Origin of the sequence: Streptomyces sp. NBC_01341 (assembly GCF_035946055.1) — a bacterium.
Classification (GTDB): Bacteria; Actinomycetota; Actinomycetes; order Streptomycetales; family Streptomycetaceae; genus Streptomyces.
This window is the reverse complement of record NZ_CP108364.1, coordinates 6,730,247-6,748,964: the sequence shown is the minus strand read 5'-3', so window position 1 is coordinate 6,748,964 and position 18,718 is coordinate 6,730,247. Positions and strand designations below refer to the sequence as shown.

Below are 18,718 nucleotides of genomic sequence, written 5' to 3'. Positions count from 1 at the left end.
CTCCTGTGGGGGGACGCGGGCGGGGGTGCCCGGCGGGAGGCGGCGGTCAGGGGTCGGACTGCCGCCGATTCTGCCCGGTGCACAGGAGCGTGCCTGACCAGGGGGTCGCTCCGGCGACCCGGGACCGGTGCTCAGGAGGAGGCTCCGCGCCCTTCGTCCCCGTAGCGCTTCTCGAACTTCGCGACCTGCCCCTCGGTGTCGACCACCCGCGCCTTCCCGGTGAAGAACGGGTGGCTCTCGGCCGAGATCTCGACGTCGATGACCGGGTAGCTGTTGCCGTCGTCCCAGTCGATCGTCCGGTCGCTAGACGCGGTGGACCGGGTCAGGAAGGCGTACCCGGCGGAGCGGTCGCGGAAGACCACGGGACGGTACGACGGGTGCTTGTCCTGCTGCATGCCTGCTCCTCGGGGTACGGGGATCTCGCGTCCCGGTTTCTCGGCCCAGCCTCCCGAACGGCGGGGCACGGCGCGATCCGGGGCGTCCGTACGGAGCATCCGGCCGCCCGCGCCGGAGGTGTGCCGGGCGGCCGCCCGGCACACCGGGTCAGCCCGTCGCCCCCAGGGCGTCGGCGACGAGTCCGAGGAAGCGCGCGTGGGCGCGGGGGCTGCAGAGCGGTTCCGGGTTCCACGGCACGGTCCGCACGACCGGGGCGGCCGCCTGCCACGCGGGTGCGTCGATCTCCGCGAGGGGCACGGCGTTGGACCGGATGTCCGCCAGGACGACGCCGGGCTCCAGGGCCGCGGCCTCCGCCCAGTCGACGGTGGCCCAGTTGACGCCGGCGCCCTCGGGCGGGGACACCAGCCCCACGCCCAGCTCGGCCAGCACCCGCAGCTCCGGCCACATCCGTGGGCGCGCGGCATAGGCCTGCTCCGGGCCGGCGGGTGAGAGGGCCAGCACGCGGGGGCCGCCGGGGGAAAGGGAACGTGCCACGGCGCGCAGGCGCTCACGCGCTGTTTCCAGGCCGCTCGCCGCGTCCGGGTCCGTCGAGCCGCCGAGCGAGCGAGCGAGACCGGCGAACCGCTCGCTGACGCGGTCCAGGGTGCGTGCCTGCCCGACGTCGATCACGACGACCGGGACGCTCTCCTCCAGGTGCTTGGCGGTGTCGGGGTCCAGACCGTAGAGCTGGCCGTGGCCGTAGCTGACGGCGACGACCAGGTCGGGCCGGCCGCGTAACAGCGTGTCGACGTCCAGGTCGTCACCGGCGCCCCGGTAGTCGACGGCGTCCAGGGGAAGGCTGCCGGCCTTGGCGCGGTCCGGCTCGGCACCGTCGTGGCCCGAACCGAAGATCCCCTCCGGGTGGACGCCGTGGTCCCACAACGTCGCGCCCGCCTGTATGTACGCCAGCACCCTGGAGGGACGGCGGTCCGCCACCGCCAGCCGTCCACGGTCGTCCTCGAAGCTCCACCCGCTCTGCTCAGCCATGCCGTCTCACCCCTCCGGACGGGCGGCCTCGGCCCTCTCCGGGGCTCGCCACCCACTACCTGCCCAGCCCGCCGGTTCCACACCCTCGGTGGGGCGCCCCAGATAGGTGAGCGGCCCGGGGTGGGCAACGTCGATCACCCGGAAGCCGAGGCGGTCGTAGAAGGCCCTGGCCGGGGTGTTGGCCGTGAGCATGGACAGGTGGACGGCCGGCACGCCCCTGTTGTGCAGGGCGTACAGGAAGGTGTCCATCAGCCTTCTGCCGTACCCCTTGCGCTGCCACGGTGGCAGCAGGTCGATGTGCAGGTGCGCGGGGTGGGCGGCCAGCTCGGGGAGGATCATGCGTTCGGGGCGGTACAGGAGGGCCGTCATGGCCTCCGTGGGCGTTGCGGGCTCTCCTCCGGGCTCCGGAAAGCGTTCCGTGACCCGGGGCAGCCAGATCTCGCGGAAGTTCTCGGCGAAGCGCCGGGTGTCCGCCGTCCCCAGGACGTAACCGACCGCCTGCCCCGATCCGTCGTCGAGGACGAAGGTCAGCTCGGGTTCGAGGTGGGCGTACGGCGCTGCGAAGAGCGCGGGCATCAGCCAGGGGTCGGGGTGGAGGTGCCGGGAGTCACCGCCGTTGTCGGCCGTGCGGACGCAGATGTCCGCCAGGGCCGCACGGTCCGCGGGTCGGTAGGGACGTATGTGCGCCGGCTGCGTCATGGCCGCATCCTCCACTTCTGGGAGCGCTCCCACAAGGGCCCGGAGGCCTGTCAGGACGCCTCGCCCTTCCGCGGGCACGCCGTGCGGGCGAGCTCCACGTTGAACTGGGCGCCGGTCAGCAGGGAGAGGTTCGCGAACCAGACCCAGATCAGGAAGACGACCAGACCCGCGAGGGAGCCGTAGAGCCGGCTGTAGCTCCCGACGTGGGTCGCGTAGAGGGCGAAGCCGGCCGAGGCGACCAGCCACAGCGACGCGGCGAGCACACCACCGGGCAGCCCCCGGCGCACTCCCCGGGCGGAGCGCGGCCCGGTGTTGAAGAGGACCACGATGAGGCAGGCGACCAGGCAGAGCAGCACAGGCCATTTGAGGGCTGTCCAGAACGTCTCACCGGCCTGCGCGAGACCCATGCGGCGGCCGAGCCACCGGGCGAGGGGCCCGGTGAGCACGAGGGCGAAGGCACTGGCCATCAGCAGGACGAGCAGCCCGACGGCCGATGCCACGATGATGTGCGCCTGGCGCAGCGGGGGCCTGGTGTCCTTCACGTGGTGCATGGCGTGCATCGCCCGCCGGAAGACCGCCAGGTAGCTGGACGCCGACCAGATGGCGCTCACACCGCCGGTGGCGACGAGGAGCCACACCGCCGTGCGCTCCTGGGTGGCAGCCTCCAGGGGGCGGCGCAGGGCCGCGCCGGACTCGGCCGGTGCGATCGCGGTGATGTCGCCGATCAGGGCGTTGGTCGCGCCGGGGTTCGCCAGGCCGATGACGGAGACCGTGACCAGGAGTGCGGGGAGCAGGGCGAGGATCGCGTAGTAGGTGAGGGCCGCCGCCCAGTCGGAGACGTCGTCGTTCCACAGCGAGACGGGAGTCCGGCGCAGAGCGGTGCGCCATCGCCTCGTCGTCGCGGTGCGCCCGCCCGTGCGCGGGGCGTGTTCCGCGAGGGAGGTGTCGGTCCTGCTGGGCACGCGGATTCTCCGGGGGACGTAGGAGGAGCGGAGGAACGGGAGGGCCGGGCGTCGTCACGGGTGATACGACGACCCGGCCTCCTCCCTTTCTCTCATGCCTCGATCCCGCGGGTGTACTCCAGACCGGCTCAGACGTTGACGGCCGTGAGCAGCACCACCGCGTCCTCCAGGGCCAGCAGCCCGTGCCGCTCCTGGGGGATGGGGTGGAGCCGGCCCTCCGCCAGCTCCACGTCCCCGGACGCGGCGGTGATCCGCACCGCGCCACGCAGGACCTGCAGCGACGCGGCGGGCGGCGCGTTGTGCTCGTCCAGGGCGGAGCCCGCGGTCAGCGCGATCACCGTCTGCCGCAGCGGCTCCTGGCGCAGCAGCAGGTGCGCGCTGCGCCCGTGGGCTGCGGCACGGGCCGCGGACAGGTGCTCGTCGGCGAGAGCGTTGAGATCGTCCATACGACCACTGTGCCGCAGCCTCCGCTCCCCCGCTATCCCTCCTTGCGCAGCCAGGCCGCGGTGTCGGCGGGCAGCATGCCGGAGGCGTCCAGCGGGGCGCTGGTCAGCAGGACCGTGTCGTGGTCGGGGAGTACCACCGGGCCGGTCGAAAGGTTGACGACGCAGATCAGGCCGTGGGTGCGCGCGAAGGCGAGGACGCCCGGCTCCGACGGCAGCCAGTTCAGCCGGCCCTCCGCCGTCTCGCCGGGGGCCGCGGCGAAACCCGGCTCGGCGCGCCTCAGCCCCAGCGCCTTCCGGTAGAGACTGAGCATGGACGCGGGATCGGTGCTCTGCCCGTCGGCCGCGTACGAGGGCCAGGAGTCCGGCTGCGGCAGCCAGGGCTCCACCGTCGATCCGAAGCCGGCATAGGGCTCGTCGGCGGACCACGGCAGGGGCACGCGGCAGCCGTCGCGGCCGGGGTCGACGCCTCCCGAGCGCAGGTGCATCGGGTCCTGGATCCGCTCGCGCGGGATGTCGGCCTCGGGCAGGCCGAGCTCCTCCCCCTGGTAGAGGTAGACGGCTCCCGGCAGCGCCAGCGAGAGCAGGGCCGCGGCACGCGCCCTGCGGGTGCCCAGCTCCGGGTCGGTGGGCGTGCCGAATACCTTGGCCGCGAAGTCGAAGCCGGTGTCCTCGCGTCCGTAACGGGTGACGGTGCGGGTCACGTCGTGGTTGCAGAGCACCCAGGTGGCGGGGGCGCCGACCGGGGCGTGTTCGGCGAGGGTGTCGTCGATCGAGGAGCGCAGGAGCCCGGCGTCCCACGGGCAGGCGAGGAAGGTGAAGTTGAAGGCGGTGTGCAGTTCGTCGGGGCGCAGGTAGCGGGCGAAGCGCTCGGAGTCCGGCAGCCAGACCTCGCCGACGAAGATGCCGTCGTACCCGTCCGCGATGGTCCGCCAGGACCGGTAGATGTCGTGGAGCTCGTCGCGGTCGATGTACGGGTGCGGGTCGACGCCCTCGGTGAAGTCGGGCAGGGCGGGGTCCTTGGCGAGCAGGGCCGCGGAGTCGATGCGGACGCCGGCCACTCCACGCTCGAACCAGAAGCGCAGGACGTCCTCGTGTTCCTGACGGACCGCGGGGTGCGCCCAGTTGAGGTCGGGCTGGCCGGGGGCGAACAGGTGCAGGTACCACTGGCCGTCGTCGAGCCGCGTCCAGGGCGTGCCGCCGAATTCGGAGACCCAGTCGTTGGGCGGGATCTCGCCGTGCTCGCCGCGTCCCTCACGGAAGTGGAACAGGTCGCGTTCGGGGCTGCCAGGTGGGGTGGCCAGGGCCGCGCGGAACCAGCTGTGCCGGTCGGACACGTGGTTGGGGACGACGTCGATGATGGTGCGGATGCCCAGGTCACGGGCTTCGGCGATGAGCTTCTCCGCCTCGGCGAGGTTACCGAAGGCGGGGTCGATGGCGCGGTAGTCGGCCACGTCGTAGCCGCCGTCGGCCAGCGGGGAGAGATACCAGGGGGTGAACCACAGGGCGTCCACGCCAAGGTCGACGAGGTAGGGCAGCTTCGCTCGGACCCCCGCGAGGTCGCCGGTGCCGTCTCCGTCGCCGTCGGCGAAGCTGCGTACGTAGACCTGGTAGATGGCGGCGTCGCGCCACCACGGTGCGGTGGCCTCGGTCGGACGGATGGCTGCCACGTGACGTTCCTTTCGGGCAGGAGGTACTCCGCCCCCGGCCCGGACACGGGGCGTCGGATGGTGGGCCGGAGGCGGAGTGCTGGTGGGAGGCGGCGGTTCGGAGGGGGCGTCAGCCCTTGAGGCCGCCCGCGGTGAGACCGCTCATGATGTTGCGCTGGAAGAGCAGGAAGATGAGCAGCGTGGGGACCGACGCGATGGTGAGCGCGGCGATGAGGACGTTGAGCGGCACTCCGTTGGACAGCGAGTAGATACCCACGTTGAGGGTCTGCTTCGCCGGATCGGGGAGGGTGAGCATGGGCCAGAGGAAGTCCTTCCAGACCCCGACCACCGCGAAGATGGACACGACTCCGAGGATCGGCCGCGATATCGGCAGCACGATGCTGCGCAGGGTGCGCAGCGCCGAGGCGCCGTCGATGGCCGCGGCGTCGAGGAGTTCGCCCGGGATCGAGTCGAAGAACCGCTTCAGCAGGAAGATGTTGAAGGCGTTGGTGACCGACGGAAGCCAGATCGCCCAGGGCGAGTTGAGCAGGTTGCGCTCGAAGATCGGCACGTCCAGGACCGTGAGGTACTGCGGGACCACGAGCACGGTCGCCGGGATCATCAGGGTGGCGAGCATCATGCCGAGGATGACCTTGCCGAAGACCGGACGCAGCTTGGACAGCGAGTAGGCGGCGGCCACGTCGAGGACCAACTGGAAGGCCAGCGCCCCGAACGCGTAGTACAGGGTGTTGAAGAGCAGTCGGGACAGGTCCATCACGGTCCAGGCCTGGGAGTAGTTCTCCGTGTGGACCGACGACGGGAAGGCCGTCGGCGGGCTCTGCACGACCTCCTGGGTGGCCTTGAGGCCGCCGGTGACCATCCAGTAGAGCGGGCCGAGGAACGCCAGGGTGAAGGCCGTGACCACCAGGGCGAAGACGATCCAGTAGACGGCCCTTCCGCGGGGGCGGCCGAGCTGGGCCGGTGAGACGAGGGTCCGCTGGCGGCCCCGGTCCATGTCCCGGCGCCGGCCGGCGCCGCGTGCCCCGCGCCGGGAGACAAGCGTGTTCGATGCCATCGTCGTGCTCCCGTCCTAGTCTTCGCTGCTGCGGCTGAGGCGTACGTACACCGCGGAGAAGCCCGCGAGCACGATCAGCAGGACGAGTCCGAGGGCCGCCGCGCTGCCGTAGTTGTTGAAGTTGAAGGCGTACTGGTAGATGAGGTAGACGACGGTGGTGGTCGAGCCCTCGGGGCCGGCGCCGTTGGTGAGCAGGAACGGCTCGGTGAAGACCTGCATCGTCGCGATGATCTGCATGAGCAGCAGCAGGGACAGGATGAGCCGCGTCTGCGGGATGGTGACGTGCCAGACCTTGCGGAGCAGTCCGGCACCGTCGAGTTCGGCCGCCTCGTAGAGCTCGCCGGGGATCCCCTGGAGGGCGGCGAGGTAGATGAGTGTGGCCCCGCCCATGTTCATCCAGGTCGAGGCGATGACGACGGAGAGCATGGAGGTGTCCGGGTCCTGGAGCCATTGCAGGGCCGGCAGGTGCAGGAATTCCAGGATGCGGTTGAAGAGCCCGTAGCCCGGGTCGTAGAAGTACTTGAAGAGCAGTACCGACGCGACCGGGGGCAGCATCACGGGCAGGTAGACGAGCAGGCGCAGGTATCCCTGGGCGTGCCGGAACTCGTTGAGCACGACGGCGACGACGAACGGGACGGCGAAGCCCAGGACGAGGGCCAGCGCCGTGAAGAGCAGGGTGTTGCGCCAGGCCTGCCAGAACGCCGGGTCGTTGAAGACGTAGCTCAGGTTGGACCAGCCGGCCCAGGTGGTTCTGCCGTCCTCGGTCTTCTGGAAGGCCAGGACGAATTCCCTGACCATCGGGTACCAGGAGAAGAAGGAGAAGCAGAGCACCGCTCCGATCAGGAAGCCGTGTGCCGAGATGTTGCGGCGCACGGCGCGCACGAACTCCTCACGGGTGGAGTCCGGCCCGGTGGGGCGCTGGTGGTGCCCGGGTGGCGGTGCGCTCGCCTTCCCGGAAGACAGGGTGGGGGCCGACATGGTCTCTCCTCGGTGCCGGTGCAGTCGCTCGCAGACGGACGGTCCGGGTGCGGGGCCGGGCCCGCCCGGCCCGGCCTCCGCACGTCCGTTACTGGTTCGCCAGAACCTGGTTGACCTGCTGCTCCGCGGTGTCGAGCAGCTTGTCGATGTCGGCGTCCTTGTTGGTCAGGACCGCGGACATCGCGTTGTCGAGGATCTTGTAGATCTCCTGGGCCTTCGGCGGTTCGGCCTTGCCCTGGACGGGGTTGTCCATGAATGCCTTGAAGTTCTCCACGGGCATGGTGGCGTTGGCGGCGCGGTCGGCGTCGTCCTTCGTCTTGCTCTCACCGGTGAAGAAGTTCGGCTGCGGCAGTCCGACGGGCAGTGCGTCGGCCTTGGTGCGGGCCCACTCGAACTGGCCCTTGCCGGGGGTGAGGTTCTTGAAGTTCAGCCAGGCGACGGCGGCCTTGATCTTGTCGGGCGAGCTGCCCTTCTTGATCATGTAGTTGTTGCCGCCGAACAGGGTGCCCTCGGCGCCGGGAATCGGCCCGAGCCCGAAGTTCTCGTACTTCGCCCCGAGCTGCTGCACCATGTAGGCGATGTCGTCGGGCGCGGCGAGGAACATGCCGAGCTTGTCGGTGGAGATCTGCTTCTGCAGATCTCCCCACTTCAGCAACTGCGTCTTGCCCATGCTGTCGTCCTCCCAGCGCATGTCGTGCAGCTGCTGGAGGACCTGCTTGCCCTTGTCGTCGTTGAACGCCGCCTTCTTGCCGCTCGCGTCGACGACGTCCCCGCCCAGGCCGTACTGCGTGGCGGTGAAGTGCCAGCCGCCGTTGTTGCCGGCGCTGTACTCGCCGAAGCCGGCGATGCCCTTGCCGAGGGCCGCGATCTTCTTGCTCGCGGCGCGGACGCCCTCCCACGTGGCCGGCGGGGTGTCGGGGTTCAGACCGGCCTGCGTGAAGAGCTTCCGGTTGATCATGAGGCCCATGGTGTAGTTGCTGGTCGGCAGCGCGTACAGCTTGCCGTCCTTGCGGGCGACGTCGAGCACCTGGGGCTGGATGTCCTTCAGAGCCGGGACGGTGGTGTCGTTGACGTACGCGGTGATGTCCTCCGCGCCGTCGTTGTCGAGCACCTGCTGCAGGTCGGTGAAGTACGCGTAGAACACGTCGGGCTGCGACTTGCCCTTGAGCATGGCCGTGAAGCGCGGCGGCTCCAGGCACTGGCCCGGCGTCGACTTTCCGTTGATCTTGACGTTCGGGTACTTCTTGTTGAACGTCTTGATGTCCTCGTTCCACTCGCGCAGCTCGGCGGCCTTCGCGGCCGGCGGCATGCAGTCGATCGACAGCGTCACCTTGGCCTTCGGGTCGAGCGGGGCGGACGGGTCGGACGAACCGCTGCCGGAGTCGTCGTTCCCGTCGCCGCTGCTGCTCGTGCCGCAGGAGGCAAGGGCGGTCAGGGCGAGCGCGGTGACGACGGCGGCCGCGGAGGCACGGCGGGTACGGCGAATCCGAGCACTTCTCATCGGTGGTCCCCTTCGGGCATGAGCACGGTAGGCCCCGGCCGACTCTCTGCCGGGGCGCGGCACACTCAACCACTGGCAACATGTGAACGCAATATCTCGCGCAGTTTTCGTAAATGTTTGACATCCCTCCGCATGCGGCGCACGACCGGGTGGAGGCTCCACGACTCAGCACGGGAGCCCGCGACGGACGGCGGAGCGGCCCCCACGGCGGCTCCGCCGGCGACCCGAAGGGCCCCAGGAGGCCGCCGAGGGCCCGCTCGGAAGCGACCGGTGCCCGGAAGGTCGCCGTGCCCCGGTACGGCGGGCACGCGGCCGTACCGGGGCACGCGTAGGCCATATGAAAAGCCGTCAGCGCCCGGGGGGAGGGAGCGCCGACGATGGCCACCCCGCGACCGCCGTCCGGCGCTCTCCCGGCACGGAGCCCCCTCACCCGCAGGCCCGCCACAGGCCCTCGGGCACGAGGCGGCCCCCAATGCCGCAAGAGACGGACTTCTGAGTGCAAGGGCGTTACGCGAGCGGGGTACCTCCGGATGCTCCCGGAGGTACCCCGCCCGCGTCTGTGCGTGTCCCCCTAAGGGTTGATGTTGATCTTGAATGAGGAGGTGGTGTTCTTCACGTCCTGGGCGTTGCCGCTGAGCTTCAGCCCGTTGAACGTGACCTCACCGACGGCCGGCCCCTGGCCCGCCTCCGGCATCGCGTTGGCCCACAGCCCGAAGCCCGACTTCGCGTCGAAGGCGTCACCGCTCTTGCGCGCGCCCGTGATCGAGATATCGGTGAGCACCGTGTCCTTGATCGGGAACTGCGGCTGGCCTCCCACGTAGTTCGTCTGGAACATGATCCCGCTGTACGTCGGGTCGACGATGTCCACGTGCGAGATCCTGATGCCCTGGAAGACCTTGGAGGCCGAGAACAGCCAGATTCCGGGGAAGGTCTGCGTCCCCCAGAAGTGGCCGCCGGACCGGACGACCGACACGTTCTCGATCGCGGTGGGTCCGGTCCCGAATCCGTTCATCGGGTAGCCGAAGTCCAGCGAACTGACCGTGATCCCCGAGTACACCAGGGTGTCGGCGATGAGGATGTTGCGGAAGGTGTTGTCGTAGCCGCCGTACACGGCCACACCCGCGGCCCGCCAGGTGAGGATGGACGTGAGGTTCTCGTACACGTTGTTCTTCATGTCCGAGCCCCCGGAGTCGATCGCCGAGAACAGCGCGAAGCTGTCGTCGCCCGTGGCCCGCGCCTCGTTGTTGGTGACATGGTTGTCCGTGGACCCGTTGGTCATGTTGATGCCGTCGGCGAACATGTTCCGGATCCGCGAGTTCTTGATCGTGACGTTGTCGGTGTTGGCGCCCCAGTAGAGGCACACCATGTGCTCGTTCCAGATGTTGTCGATCACGATGTCGGAGACGTTCGAGAAGTCGAACACCTTACCGGGACCGTCGATGCGGGACGTGTAGTTGCCGAAGTACGCGAAGTTCGAGAACGACGAACCCTTCGCACTGGCCTCCGCACGGAATCCGATGTCGGTGTTGTCCTGCGTGGACGGGGCCCGGAACCGGGTGAACCAGGGCCCGGCACCGACGACCTTCACGGCCTTGCCGTAGACCTGGAACTTGCTGGAGGTGGAGTAGTCACCCGCCGGCAGGTAGACACCCGCGAGGGTCCCCGTGGTGTCCATACGGACCTTGTCCAGGGCGTTCTGGACGTCCTGGTGGGTGAAGCCGGCCGGCACCGTGTAGGTGGCCGGATCGGGGTTCGCCACCTGGGACACCTGCTCCAGGCTGACGAAGTCGATCGCGTAGTTACTGGTGTTGGCCGCGTCCTTCTGCAGGCGGATCTTGCTTCCCGCCGGGACCGTTCTGCCCAGCATGAGGTTGGCCTCGTCATAGATGTGCCGGGGCGCGCCGGAGCCGGGGTCGTTGCCCGGGCCCGTCTCGTTCCCGTACAGCCAGGCGTACTTCGAGGTGAGGTCGATCGCCTTCAGGAAGGTTCCGTCGACGTAGACGTTCAGCTTCGAGTCGATCCCGCCGCCGCCCGTGGAGTCCGGGATGGAGAAGCGCGTGACCAGGGTGTTGGTGGTGGCCCTGGTGGTGAACTCGACGTACTCGCCAGTGCTGTTGAGGGTCACCGCCTTGCGGCCGGACGCCTCGCCCGCGATGTCGCCGACGGTCCTGTTGGGGCCGACCACCTTGGCGCCGCCACCCGCGACGCCGTCCTCGGCCTCGTACATGTCGTACGGCATGTTGGCGCCGCGTCCGACGAACAGCGACTCCGTGCTGGTGTTGTTCGCACGCTTCACCGGGAGTTCGTTGGCGTCGTCGGCGAGCACCACCTTGACCGTGTAGGAGCCGTTGGCGGCCGTCCACGTACCGAGCGGGACGGGTGACGTCGTCGCACCGGCCGCGATGGCCCCGTTGTACGCACCGGTGAGGGTCTTCACCGTGGCGCCCTTGGAGTCGAGCAGGGTCAGGGTGATGCCGTGGCTGCCGCTCGCGGAGGCCACCGAGCCCTGGTTCTTGACGGCGACGGAGAACGTGACCGTGTCGCCGTCCGACGGGGCCGAGGGCGAGGTCGTGACCGCGCTCGCGACGAGGTCCGAGCTGGAGACCGGCTTCACGACCAGCGGGGTACCGGCGGTGAAGGCGTTGTCGGTCTCGTTCTGCTCGATGATCTCGCCCGCCGGGTCGACGACCGCGCCCAGCGTGTAAGTGCCCGCGTCGCGCGCACCGATGGATGCGGTGACCTGGGCGGAGGCGCCGGCGGCGAGAGCGCCGACCGAGGCGGTGGCCACCTTGGAGCCGCCGAGCTGGAAGTCCAGCTTGCCGGCCGGCGATGCGACCGCGCCCGAGTTGCGGACGGTGGCCGACAGGGTGATGGCGTCCGACTCGACGGGGGCCGCGGGCGAGGCACTGACCGCGGTGACCTGCAGGTCCGGGTTGGGAGCCGGTGTGCCCAGCACCTGGAACTCTGCGACTTGGCCGGCGCCGGATCCGGTGTTGGAGGTGAACTTCAGCTGGACGTCGGCCACCCGGGCGGTGACCGGGATCGTCACCGTGTTGCCGGTGGCCGGACTGAACGCGTAGTCCTTGGCGGCGACCAGGCTGGTGAACGAGGTGGCGTCCTGCTCCCGTCCGAGTACCTGGATGTTCTGGGTGCGCGCGCCCCAGCTGCTGTCGGGGTTGAGCTTGACGACGACGCTCTCGGTGTCGGCGTTGGCGCCCAGCTTGACGGTGAGGGTGTTCGGGTAGCTGCCGCCTGCGCCTTCCCAGTAGGTGGTGAGCGAGTTGTCGTTGGCGTTGGCCGCGACGAACGTGTGCACCACCGAGGAGGCGGTGATCGGCTTGGAGACGGCCAGGTCGGAGGCGCCGCTCGTGGACCCGTTCCGCGTCACCGTGTTGCTGGCGCCGGATATGTTGCCCGCGGCGTCCTTGGCCCTGACCACGTAGCTGACGGTGGTGGCCGCGGACTGGGTGTCGGTGTAGGTGGTGACGTCGCCCGCCACGCTCTTGCGCAGCACGTTGTTGGCGTAGATGTCGTAGCCGGTGACGGCCTTGTTGTCCGTGGATGCCTGCCAGGTCAGCTTGATCTGGCCACTGGCCGGCTCGGTGAAGGCCAGGCCGGACGGTGCGGTGGGCGCTTGGGTGTCACCGGAGTCGCCCGCGCGTGTCACGGTGTTGCTGTTGCCGGACACGTTGCCCGCCGCGTCCCTGGCCCGCACGTAGTACGAGACGCTCTCGCCGGCGGGGCGGGTGTCGGTGTACGTGGTGACGCCGCCGGCCACCGAGGTCAGCAGTGCGCTGCCCGCGTAGATGTCGTAACCGGTGACCCCGGTGTCGTCCGAGGACGCCTGCCAGGTCAGCCTGATCTGCCCGGTGGCCGGCTCGGTGTACGCCAGGCCGGAGGGGGCGCTGGGCGCCTGCGTGTCACCGGTCGCCGGGCCGTAGATCTCCAGTTCCGAGAGCTGCGCGGCGGGCTGGACGGAGTTGGCGGTGACGAGTACCCGCACGTAGCGGGTGGTGGTCGCGTCGAAGGAGATCGTCGTCGCCTGGCCGCCCGCGGCGTTGAAGGCGTAGGCCTTGGACGCCGTCAGGTCCGTGAAGTCCGAGCCGTTGGTGCTGCCCTGGATCTTCAGCGTCTGAGTCCGCTCCCCCCAGCCGTCGGGGAGCCGGAGCACCACGCGGTCGACCCGTACCGAGGAGCCCAGGTCCGCCTGGATCCACTGCGGGAGTGCGTTGTTCCTGCTCTCCCAGTAGCTGGCACGGTTGCCGTCGTTGCCGTTGGAGGCGACGTAGACCTCGGTGTAGCTGCTGGCGGTGAGCGTCCTGCCCGCGGCGAGGTTGGCCGACGACTCCCCGGCGGCGCGCACCTCGAGCTCGGAGAGCTGGGCGTTCTGCCAGCCCGTGTTGGCCGTGATGTTCACCCGGACGAACCGGGTCTGCGTGGCCGGGAAGGAGATCCGCACCTCGTTGGAGGCGCCGGGGCTGAAGGTGTAGGCGGCGGACGTCTTGAGCGTCGAGAAGCTGGTGCCGTCGGCGCTTCCCTGCAGCGACAGGGTCTGCTGCCTGCTCTCCCATCCCGCCGGGAGCTTCAGCCTCACCTCGTCGACCCTGGCCGTGGAACCGAGGTCGGTCTGCACCCACTGCGGGAGCGCGCCGCCCGTGCCCTCCCAGTACGTCGCCTGGTTGCCGTCCGTCACGTTCCGGGCGACGTACTCCCCGGCGCTGCTCGCCGCGGCGGGCCGGCCCGAGGCGATGTTGGGTCCGTCGGCCGCCGACGCGGTGAGCGCCGGCCATCCGATCATCAGAAGACTGGTCGTGACCACGGCGGAAAGGGCCCGCAGTCTCCAGCGTTGGGCTCTCATAAGTCCCCGATCTTCGGCCTCGGCGCGAGACACGCCGAGTGCGCGGCTCTGTCTGTGCGATTCACTGGCGCTTGTTTCTGCATGTACTCAGCCATGTTTTGCGTAGAGCGGTCAGAGAGTTGCAGAGAACTGCGAGAGCGTCCACTGTTGCGACAGAAACCGGAGCAGAGAAACTTATGGCTATGCGACAGCAAAGCCTCTGCACATAGGCATACTTACGGGCCACACCGATAGATCGGCGCATGAAAAGGAGCTCGCAAGCAGCGCAAGCGACTTGCATGGAAATGCAAGGCGCCGGAAAGCCGCTGTTCCACGGCACGACGAGCTGTTCCACCGCACGACGAAGAGCGGGGCCCGCGTGCCGCGGGCCCCGCTCCGGTGATGGTGTCCGACGGGGTCAGAGCCCGCCGGTGAACAGCAGCCGGTCGGGCGAGCCGGAGCCCAGGCCGGTCAGGACGTCCGGGGTGGCTTCGGCGGCGAGCCAGTCGGACACCTCCTGCGGGGTCGCGTCCGGGTTCTGCTCCTTGTAGAGAGCGGCGACACCGGCGACGTGGGGGCTCGCCATGGACGTACCGCTCAGCGCTGTGGACCCGCCACCGAGCTTCGCGGACACGATGCTCACGCCGGGGGCGTACGTCCACACGCAGGTACCCCAGTTGCTGAAGGTCGCCTGCCGGTCCTGCTTGTCGCTCGCACCCACGGCGAGCACACCGTCGGCGCGTGCCGGGGACACGTCGCAGGCGTCCTGGTTCTCGTTGCCCGCCGCGACCACGGGCAGGGTGCCCTCCGCCGCCAGCGCGTCGAACGCGTCGTCGACCGCGGACGACGCCGGCCCCCCGAGGGAGGCGTTGACCACGGCCGGCTGCTCGGCGTTCTGTGCGATCCAGTCGAGACCCGCGATGATCCCGGCCCAGGAGCCGGAGCCCTCGCAGTTGAGCACCCGGACGGGCACGAGCGAGGCGTCCGGGGCGACACCGTACGTCGCACCGGCCACCGTCCCCGCCACGTGGGTGCCGTGGCCGTTGCAGTCCTCACCGTTGCGGCCGTCGCCCACCGCGTCGTAGCCGGAGCCCACCCGGGCACCGAACTCGGTGTTCCCGGACTCGATGCCGGTGTCGAGGATGTAGGCGGTCACGCCCTCGCCCCGGCCGGCCGCGGTGTACGTGCCGTCCAGCGGCAGCTTCCGCTGGTCGATGCGGTCCTGCCCCCAGCTCGAGGCCGCGACCAGGCCGGCCGCCGACGATGCCGCGTCGGGCGGCGAGACGGAGGCCTCGCTGTTCTCCTCGACGGCCGACACGCCCGCCGTCCCGCGCACCTGCTCGAGCTGCGCGGGCGTCAGAGAGGCCGCGAACCCGTGCAGCACCTTGCCGTAGGTGAACAGGGTGCTGACCCCGAGCTGCTCTGCCATGGCCTGCGGCGCCTGCTCGGCGGAGAGGGTGACGATGTACTGCCCGGGCACGGCCCGGGGCGACTTCTGCACCGGCACGAGGGCCTCGCCGGTGTCGGCCGTGGCCGTGGTGGTGCCGATCAGCGGGGCGATCAGCAGTAGGGCGGCAGGTGCCCAGCGGGCGCGCAGGCGCATGCGGTCTCCCTTGAGGTGGAGGCGGATCGCGGACCGCGTCGGGCCCGCGACGTGCGAACACCTGACCTTTCGTCCACATCCCGGGCGGGCCTTGAGCCGCGTCAGCCGGACAGCGCAACGATCGGTACGGGGTGGACCCATTCAGCCCCCATCATGAAAGGTTTCAACTCCGCACCGCGACCGAAGATAGACCGGCGCCGGCGAGGCAGTCAATGCCGCACACAGCGACCTTGCCAATAAGGCTCCGGAAAGACCCTCATTGCGACAGATCTATTGACAGGGTCAGGCTAGGACTCTAGCTTCACATGCCTGAAACGATTCATTGTCGCGTCGTTACGGAGAGCCCTCTCGTGATCAGCAGAAGACGACTGCTCAGCACCACCGCCGCCGCAGCCGCGCTCGCCGCCGTGTCGGCCCCCGCCGCGGGCGCGTCGGAAGGCACGGCCCGGGCCGCCGGACGGGCTCGCGTCACCCGCCCGACCGTCGAGTACGTCCACCAGCCGCTCGGCCTCGGTACCCGGAGTCCACGGCTGAGCTGGCCCGTCGACTCGGACGGCACCGACCGGAGCCAGACCGCCTACCAGGTGCGCGTCGCGACCTCCCCCGACCGCCTCGGGACGCCGGACGTCTGGGACAGCGGGAAGGTCGTGTCCGCCGCGTCGGTTCTCGTGCCGTACAGCGGCCCGGAGCTCGCCTCCCGCACGCGCTACCACTGGTCCGTCCGGATCTGGGACTCCGACGGCCGGGCCTCGGGCTGGAGCGAGCCGTCCTGGTGGGAGACCGGCCTCCTGGAGGAGTCGGACTGGTCGGCAGGGTGGATCGGCGCCCCGGCCGCGCTCACGGCCACCCCCGCCCTGGACGACGCCTCGTGGATCTGGTTCCCCGAGGGCGACCCCGCGGTCGAGGCACCGGCCGCCACCCGGTGGTTCCGCGGCCGGGTCGAGGTGCCGGAGGGCGTCACCCGCGCCCGTCTGGTCATGAGTGCGGACGACGGGTTCACCGCGCGGGTGAACGGCGTGCAGGTGGCACACACCGAGGCCGACGGCCCCGCCGAGAACTGGAAGCGCCCGGTCCTCGTCGACGTGACGAAGCACCTCACCCCCGGCGTCCAGGTGATCGCGGTCTCCGCGACGAACGCCACCACCGGTCCCGCCGGAATGTTCGGTGCTCTGGAGCTGACCACGGCGGACGGTGTCGTCACGGCCGTCACCGGTGCCGACTGGCGGGCCACCGACAAGCAGCCGTCGGACGACTGGCATGGGGGTACCTACGACGACTCGGGCTGGCCCGCCGCCAAGGCCCTCGCCCGCTGGGGCTCGGGCCCCTGGGGCAAGGTGGCGGTCGCGTACTCCCCCGCCACCCAGCTGCGCCGCGAGTTCCGGATGGGCCGCAAACGGGTCGCCCGGGCACGGCTGTACTCGACGGCCCTGGGGCTGTACGAAGTGTCCCTCAACGGCAGGACCGTGGGCGAGGACCGGCTGGCTCCGGGCTGGACCGACTACGACAAGCGGGTGCAGTACCAGACCCACGACGTCACGGGTCTGCTCGAACCGGGGGGCAACGCACTGGGGATCACCCTGGCCGCCGGATGGTACGCGGGGAACATCGCGTGGTTCGGCCCGCACCAGTACGGCGAACAGCCGGCGGCGCTCGCCCAGCTGGAGGTGACGTTCACCGACGGGACGACCGAGCGCGTGGTGACGGACACCGACTGGCGGGCCGCGTCCGGGCCGGTCACGGCGGCGGACCTCATGGCGGGCGAGGAGTACGACGCCCGCCTGGAGACCGACGGCTGGACCCGCGCCGGTTTCGACGCCTCGGGCTGGCTCGCGGCCGGCCGGGTGGACGGGGTCACCGCGGCTCTCGTCGCCGAGGTGGACGGCGCCTGCCGCGTGGAGCGTGAGCTGACGGTCCGTGAGATCACCGAGCCGAAGCCCGGTGTGTTCGTGTTCGACCTCGGACAGAACATGGTCGGCACCGCCCGGCTCTCGGTGTCCGGCCCCGCCGGGACGACCGTGCGGCTGCGGCACGCGGAGGTGCTGAATCCGGACGGCACCATCTACACGACCAATCTGCGCACGGCGCGCGCCACGGACACGTACACGCTCAAGGGGCGGGGACGCGAGACCTACGAGCCCCGCTTCACCTTCCACGGTTTCCGCTACGTGGAGGTCACGGGCTATCCGGGCACACCGGGCCGGGACGCGGTCGTGGGCCGCGTCATTCACACCTCGGCGCCGTTCACCATGGACTTCACGACCGACGTGCCCATGCTCAACCAGCTGCACAGCAACATCACCTGGGGACAGCGCGGCAACTTCCTCTCCATCCCGACGGACACCCCGGCGCGCGATGAGCGCCTCGGGTGGACCGGTGACATCAACGTCTTCGCACCCACCGCCGCGTACACGATGGAATCGGCGCGCTTCCTCACCAAGTGGCTGTACGACCTTCGGGACGCCCAGACCTCCGACGGCGCGTTCACGCACGTCGCCCCCGACCTGCCGAACGTCGGCAACGGGGCCGCGGGCTGGGGTGACGCCGGGGTGACGGTGCCCTGGGCCCTCTACCAGGCGTACGGCGACGTGCGGGTGCTGGAGCAGTCCTGGGCCTCGATGGTCAAGTGGCTGGGGTACCTGGAGGCGCACAGCACCGGACTGCTCCGGCCGGCCGACGGGTTCGGGGACTGGCTCAACATCGAGGACGAGACCCCCAAGGACGTCATCGCCACGGCCTACTTCGCCCACAGCGCCGACCTGGTCTCCCGGATGGCCGAGGTGCTCGGCAAGGACCCCGCCCCGTACAGGACGCTGTTCGGCCGGGTGCGCGACGCGTTCCGGACCGCTTACGTGTCCGCGGGCGGGCGGGTGAAGGGCGATACGCAGACGGCGTACGTCCTGGCCCTGTCCATGGACCTGCTGGCGGCGGGCGACCGTGCGCCGGCGGCCGACCGCCTGGTCGCTCTCATCGAGGCGAAGGACTGGCACCTGTCGACCGGCTTTCTCGGCACCCCGAGGCTGCTGCCGGTGCTCACGGACACGGGCCACACGGATGTCGCGTACAAGCTGCTGCTGCAGCGGACCTTCCCGAGCTGGGGCTACCAGATCGACCGGGGCGCCACCACGATGTGGGAGCGCTGGGACTCCATCAGGCCGGACGGGAGCTTCCAGGACGCGGGGATGAACTCCTTCAACCACTACGCCTACGGCTCGGTCGGGGAGTGGATGTACGCGAACATCGCGGGCATCGCCCCCGGTGCGCCCGGCTTCCGGAAGGTCCTCGTACGGCCGCGTCCGGGCGGAGGGGTGAAGCAGGCCGAGGGCCGGTTCGACTCGCGGTACGGGCCGGTGACGACTCGCTGGAAGAAGGACGCGAAGGGCTTCGCCCTCAGGGTGGTTCTGCCGCCCAACACCACCGCGGAGGTCTGGGTGCCGGGCGGTGACCGGCGCAGCGCGGGCAGCGGACCCGCGGTCTTCCTGAAGCAGGACGACGGTTGCGCGGTGTTCTCCGTCGGCTCGGGCACTCACGCGTTCACGGCGTCCGCCTGAC

12 protein-coding genes are annotated in these 18,718 nt (G+C 70.2%); 1 reads left to right on the top strand and 11 read right to left on the bottom strand.

Annotated elements, in window-relative coordinates; translation table 11 throughout:
- Positions 1-131 precede the first annotated feature (131 nt).
- The 11 genes from OG206_RS29695 to OG206_RS29645 form a co-directional block, all read right to left on the bottom strand.
- Positions 132-395 carry a type B 50S ribosomal protein L31 gene (locus OG206_RS29695; protein WP_327121511.1) on the bottom strand — a complete coding sequence of 88 codons (264 nt, stop codon included), beginning with the start codon at positions 393-395 and terminating at the stop codon, positions 132-134.
- A gap of 148 nt (positions 396-543) precedes the next feature.
- Positions 544-1,422 (bottom strand): ABC transporter substrate-binding protein, encoded by an 879-nt coding sequence (locus OG206_RS29690; protein WP_327121509.1) that lies wholly within the window; start codon positions 1,420-1,422, stop codon positions 544-546.
- Between the two features lie 6 nt (positions 1,423-1,428).
- A complete protein-coding gene (locus OG206_RS29685; protein WP_327121507.1) occupies positions 1,429-2,121 on the bottom strand; it encodes a GNAT family N-acetyltransferase in 693 nt (230 codons plus the stop codon).
- Between the two features lie 50 nt (positions 2,122-2,171).
- Positions 2,172-3,083: a YihY/virulence factor BrkB family protein gene (locus OG206_RS29680; RefSeq protein WP_327121505.1), complete on the bottom strand. Its 912-nt coding sequence runs from the start codon at positions 3,081-3,083 to the stop codon at positions 2,172-2,174.
- A gap of 128 nt (positions 3,084-3,211) precedes the next feature.
- Complete coding sequence (locus OG206_RS29675; protein WP_327121503.1) at positions 3,212-3,529, bottom strand: cupin; 318 nt, start codon at positions 3,527-3,529, stop codon at positions 3,212-3,214.
- Positions 3,530-3,561: 32 nt separating this feature from the next.
- On the bottom strand, positions 3,562-5,196 hold the full coding sequence (locus OG206_RS29670; protein WP_327121501.1) for a glycoside hydrolase family 13 protein: 1,635 nt from the start codon (positions 5,194-5,196) through the stop codon (positions 3,562-3,564).
- A gap of 109 nt (positions 5,197-5,305) precedes the next feature.
- On the bottom strand, positions 5,306-6,190 hold the full coding sequence (locus OG206_RS29665) for a carbohydrate ABC transporter permease (protein ID WP_327122439.1): 885 nt from the start codon (positions 6,188-6,190) through the stop codon (positions 5,306-5,308).
- Between the two features lie 75 nt (positions 6,191-6,265).
- Positions 6,266-7,228, bottom strand: coding sequence for a carbohydrate ABC transporter permease (locus OG206_RS29660; RefSeq protein WP_327121499.1), 963 nt, complete (start codon positions 7,226-7,228; stop codon positions 6,266-6,268).
- 88 nt (positions 7,229-7,316) lie between these two features.
- Positions 7,317-8,729 carry an extracellular solute-binding protein gene (locus OG206_RS29655; RefSeq protein WP_327121497.1) on the bottom strand — a complete coding sequence of 471 codons (1,413 nt, stop codon included), beginning with the start codon at positions 8,727-8,729 and terminating at the stop codon, positions 7,317-7,319.
- A 571-nt stretch (positions 8,730-9,300) separates the two neighbouring features.
- Complete coding sequence (locus OG206_RS29650; RefSeq protein WP_327121495.1) at positions 9,301-13,587, bottom strand: discoidin domain-containing protein; 4,287 nt, start codon at positions 13,585-13,587, stop codon at positions 9,301-9,303.
- Positions 13,588-13,984: 397 nt separating this feature from the next.
- Positions 13,985-15,169 carry a S8 family peptidase gene (locus OG206_RS29645; RefSeq protein ID WP_327121493.1) on the bottom strand — a complete coding sequence of 395 codons (1,185 nt, stop codon included), beginning with the start codon at positions 15,167-15,169 and terminating at the stop codon, positions 13,985-13,987.
- A gap of 350 nt (positions 15,170-15,519) precedes the next feature.
- On the opposite strand from OG206_RS29645, the gene OG206_RS29640 reads away from it, so the two are divergent.
- On the top strand, positions 15,520-18,717 hold the full coding sequence (locus tag OG206_RS29640) for an alpha-L-rhamnosidase (RefSeq protein ID WP_327121491.1): 3,198 nt from the start codon (positions 15,520-15,522) through the stop codon (positions 18,715-18,717).
- Position 18,718 lies beyond the last annotated feature (1 nt).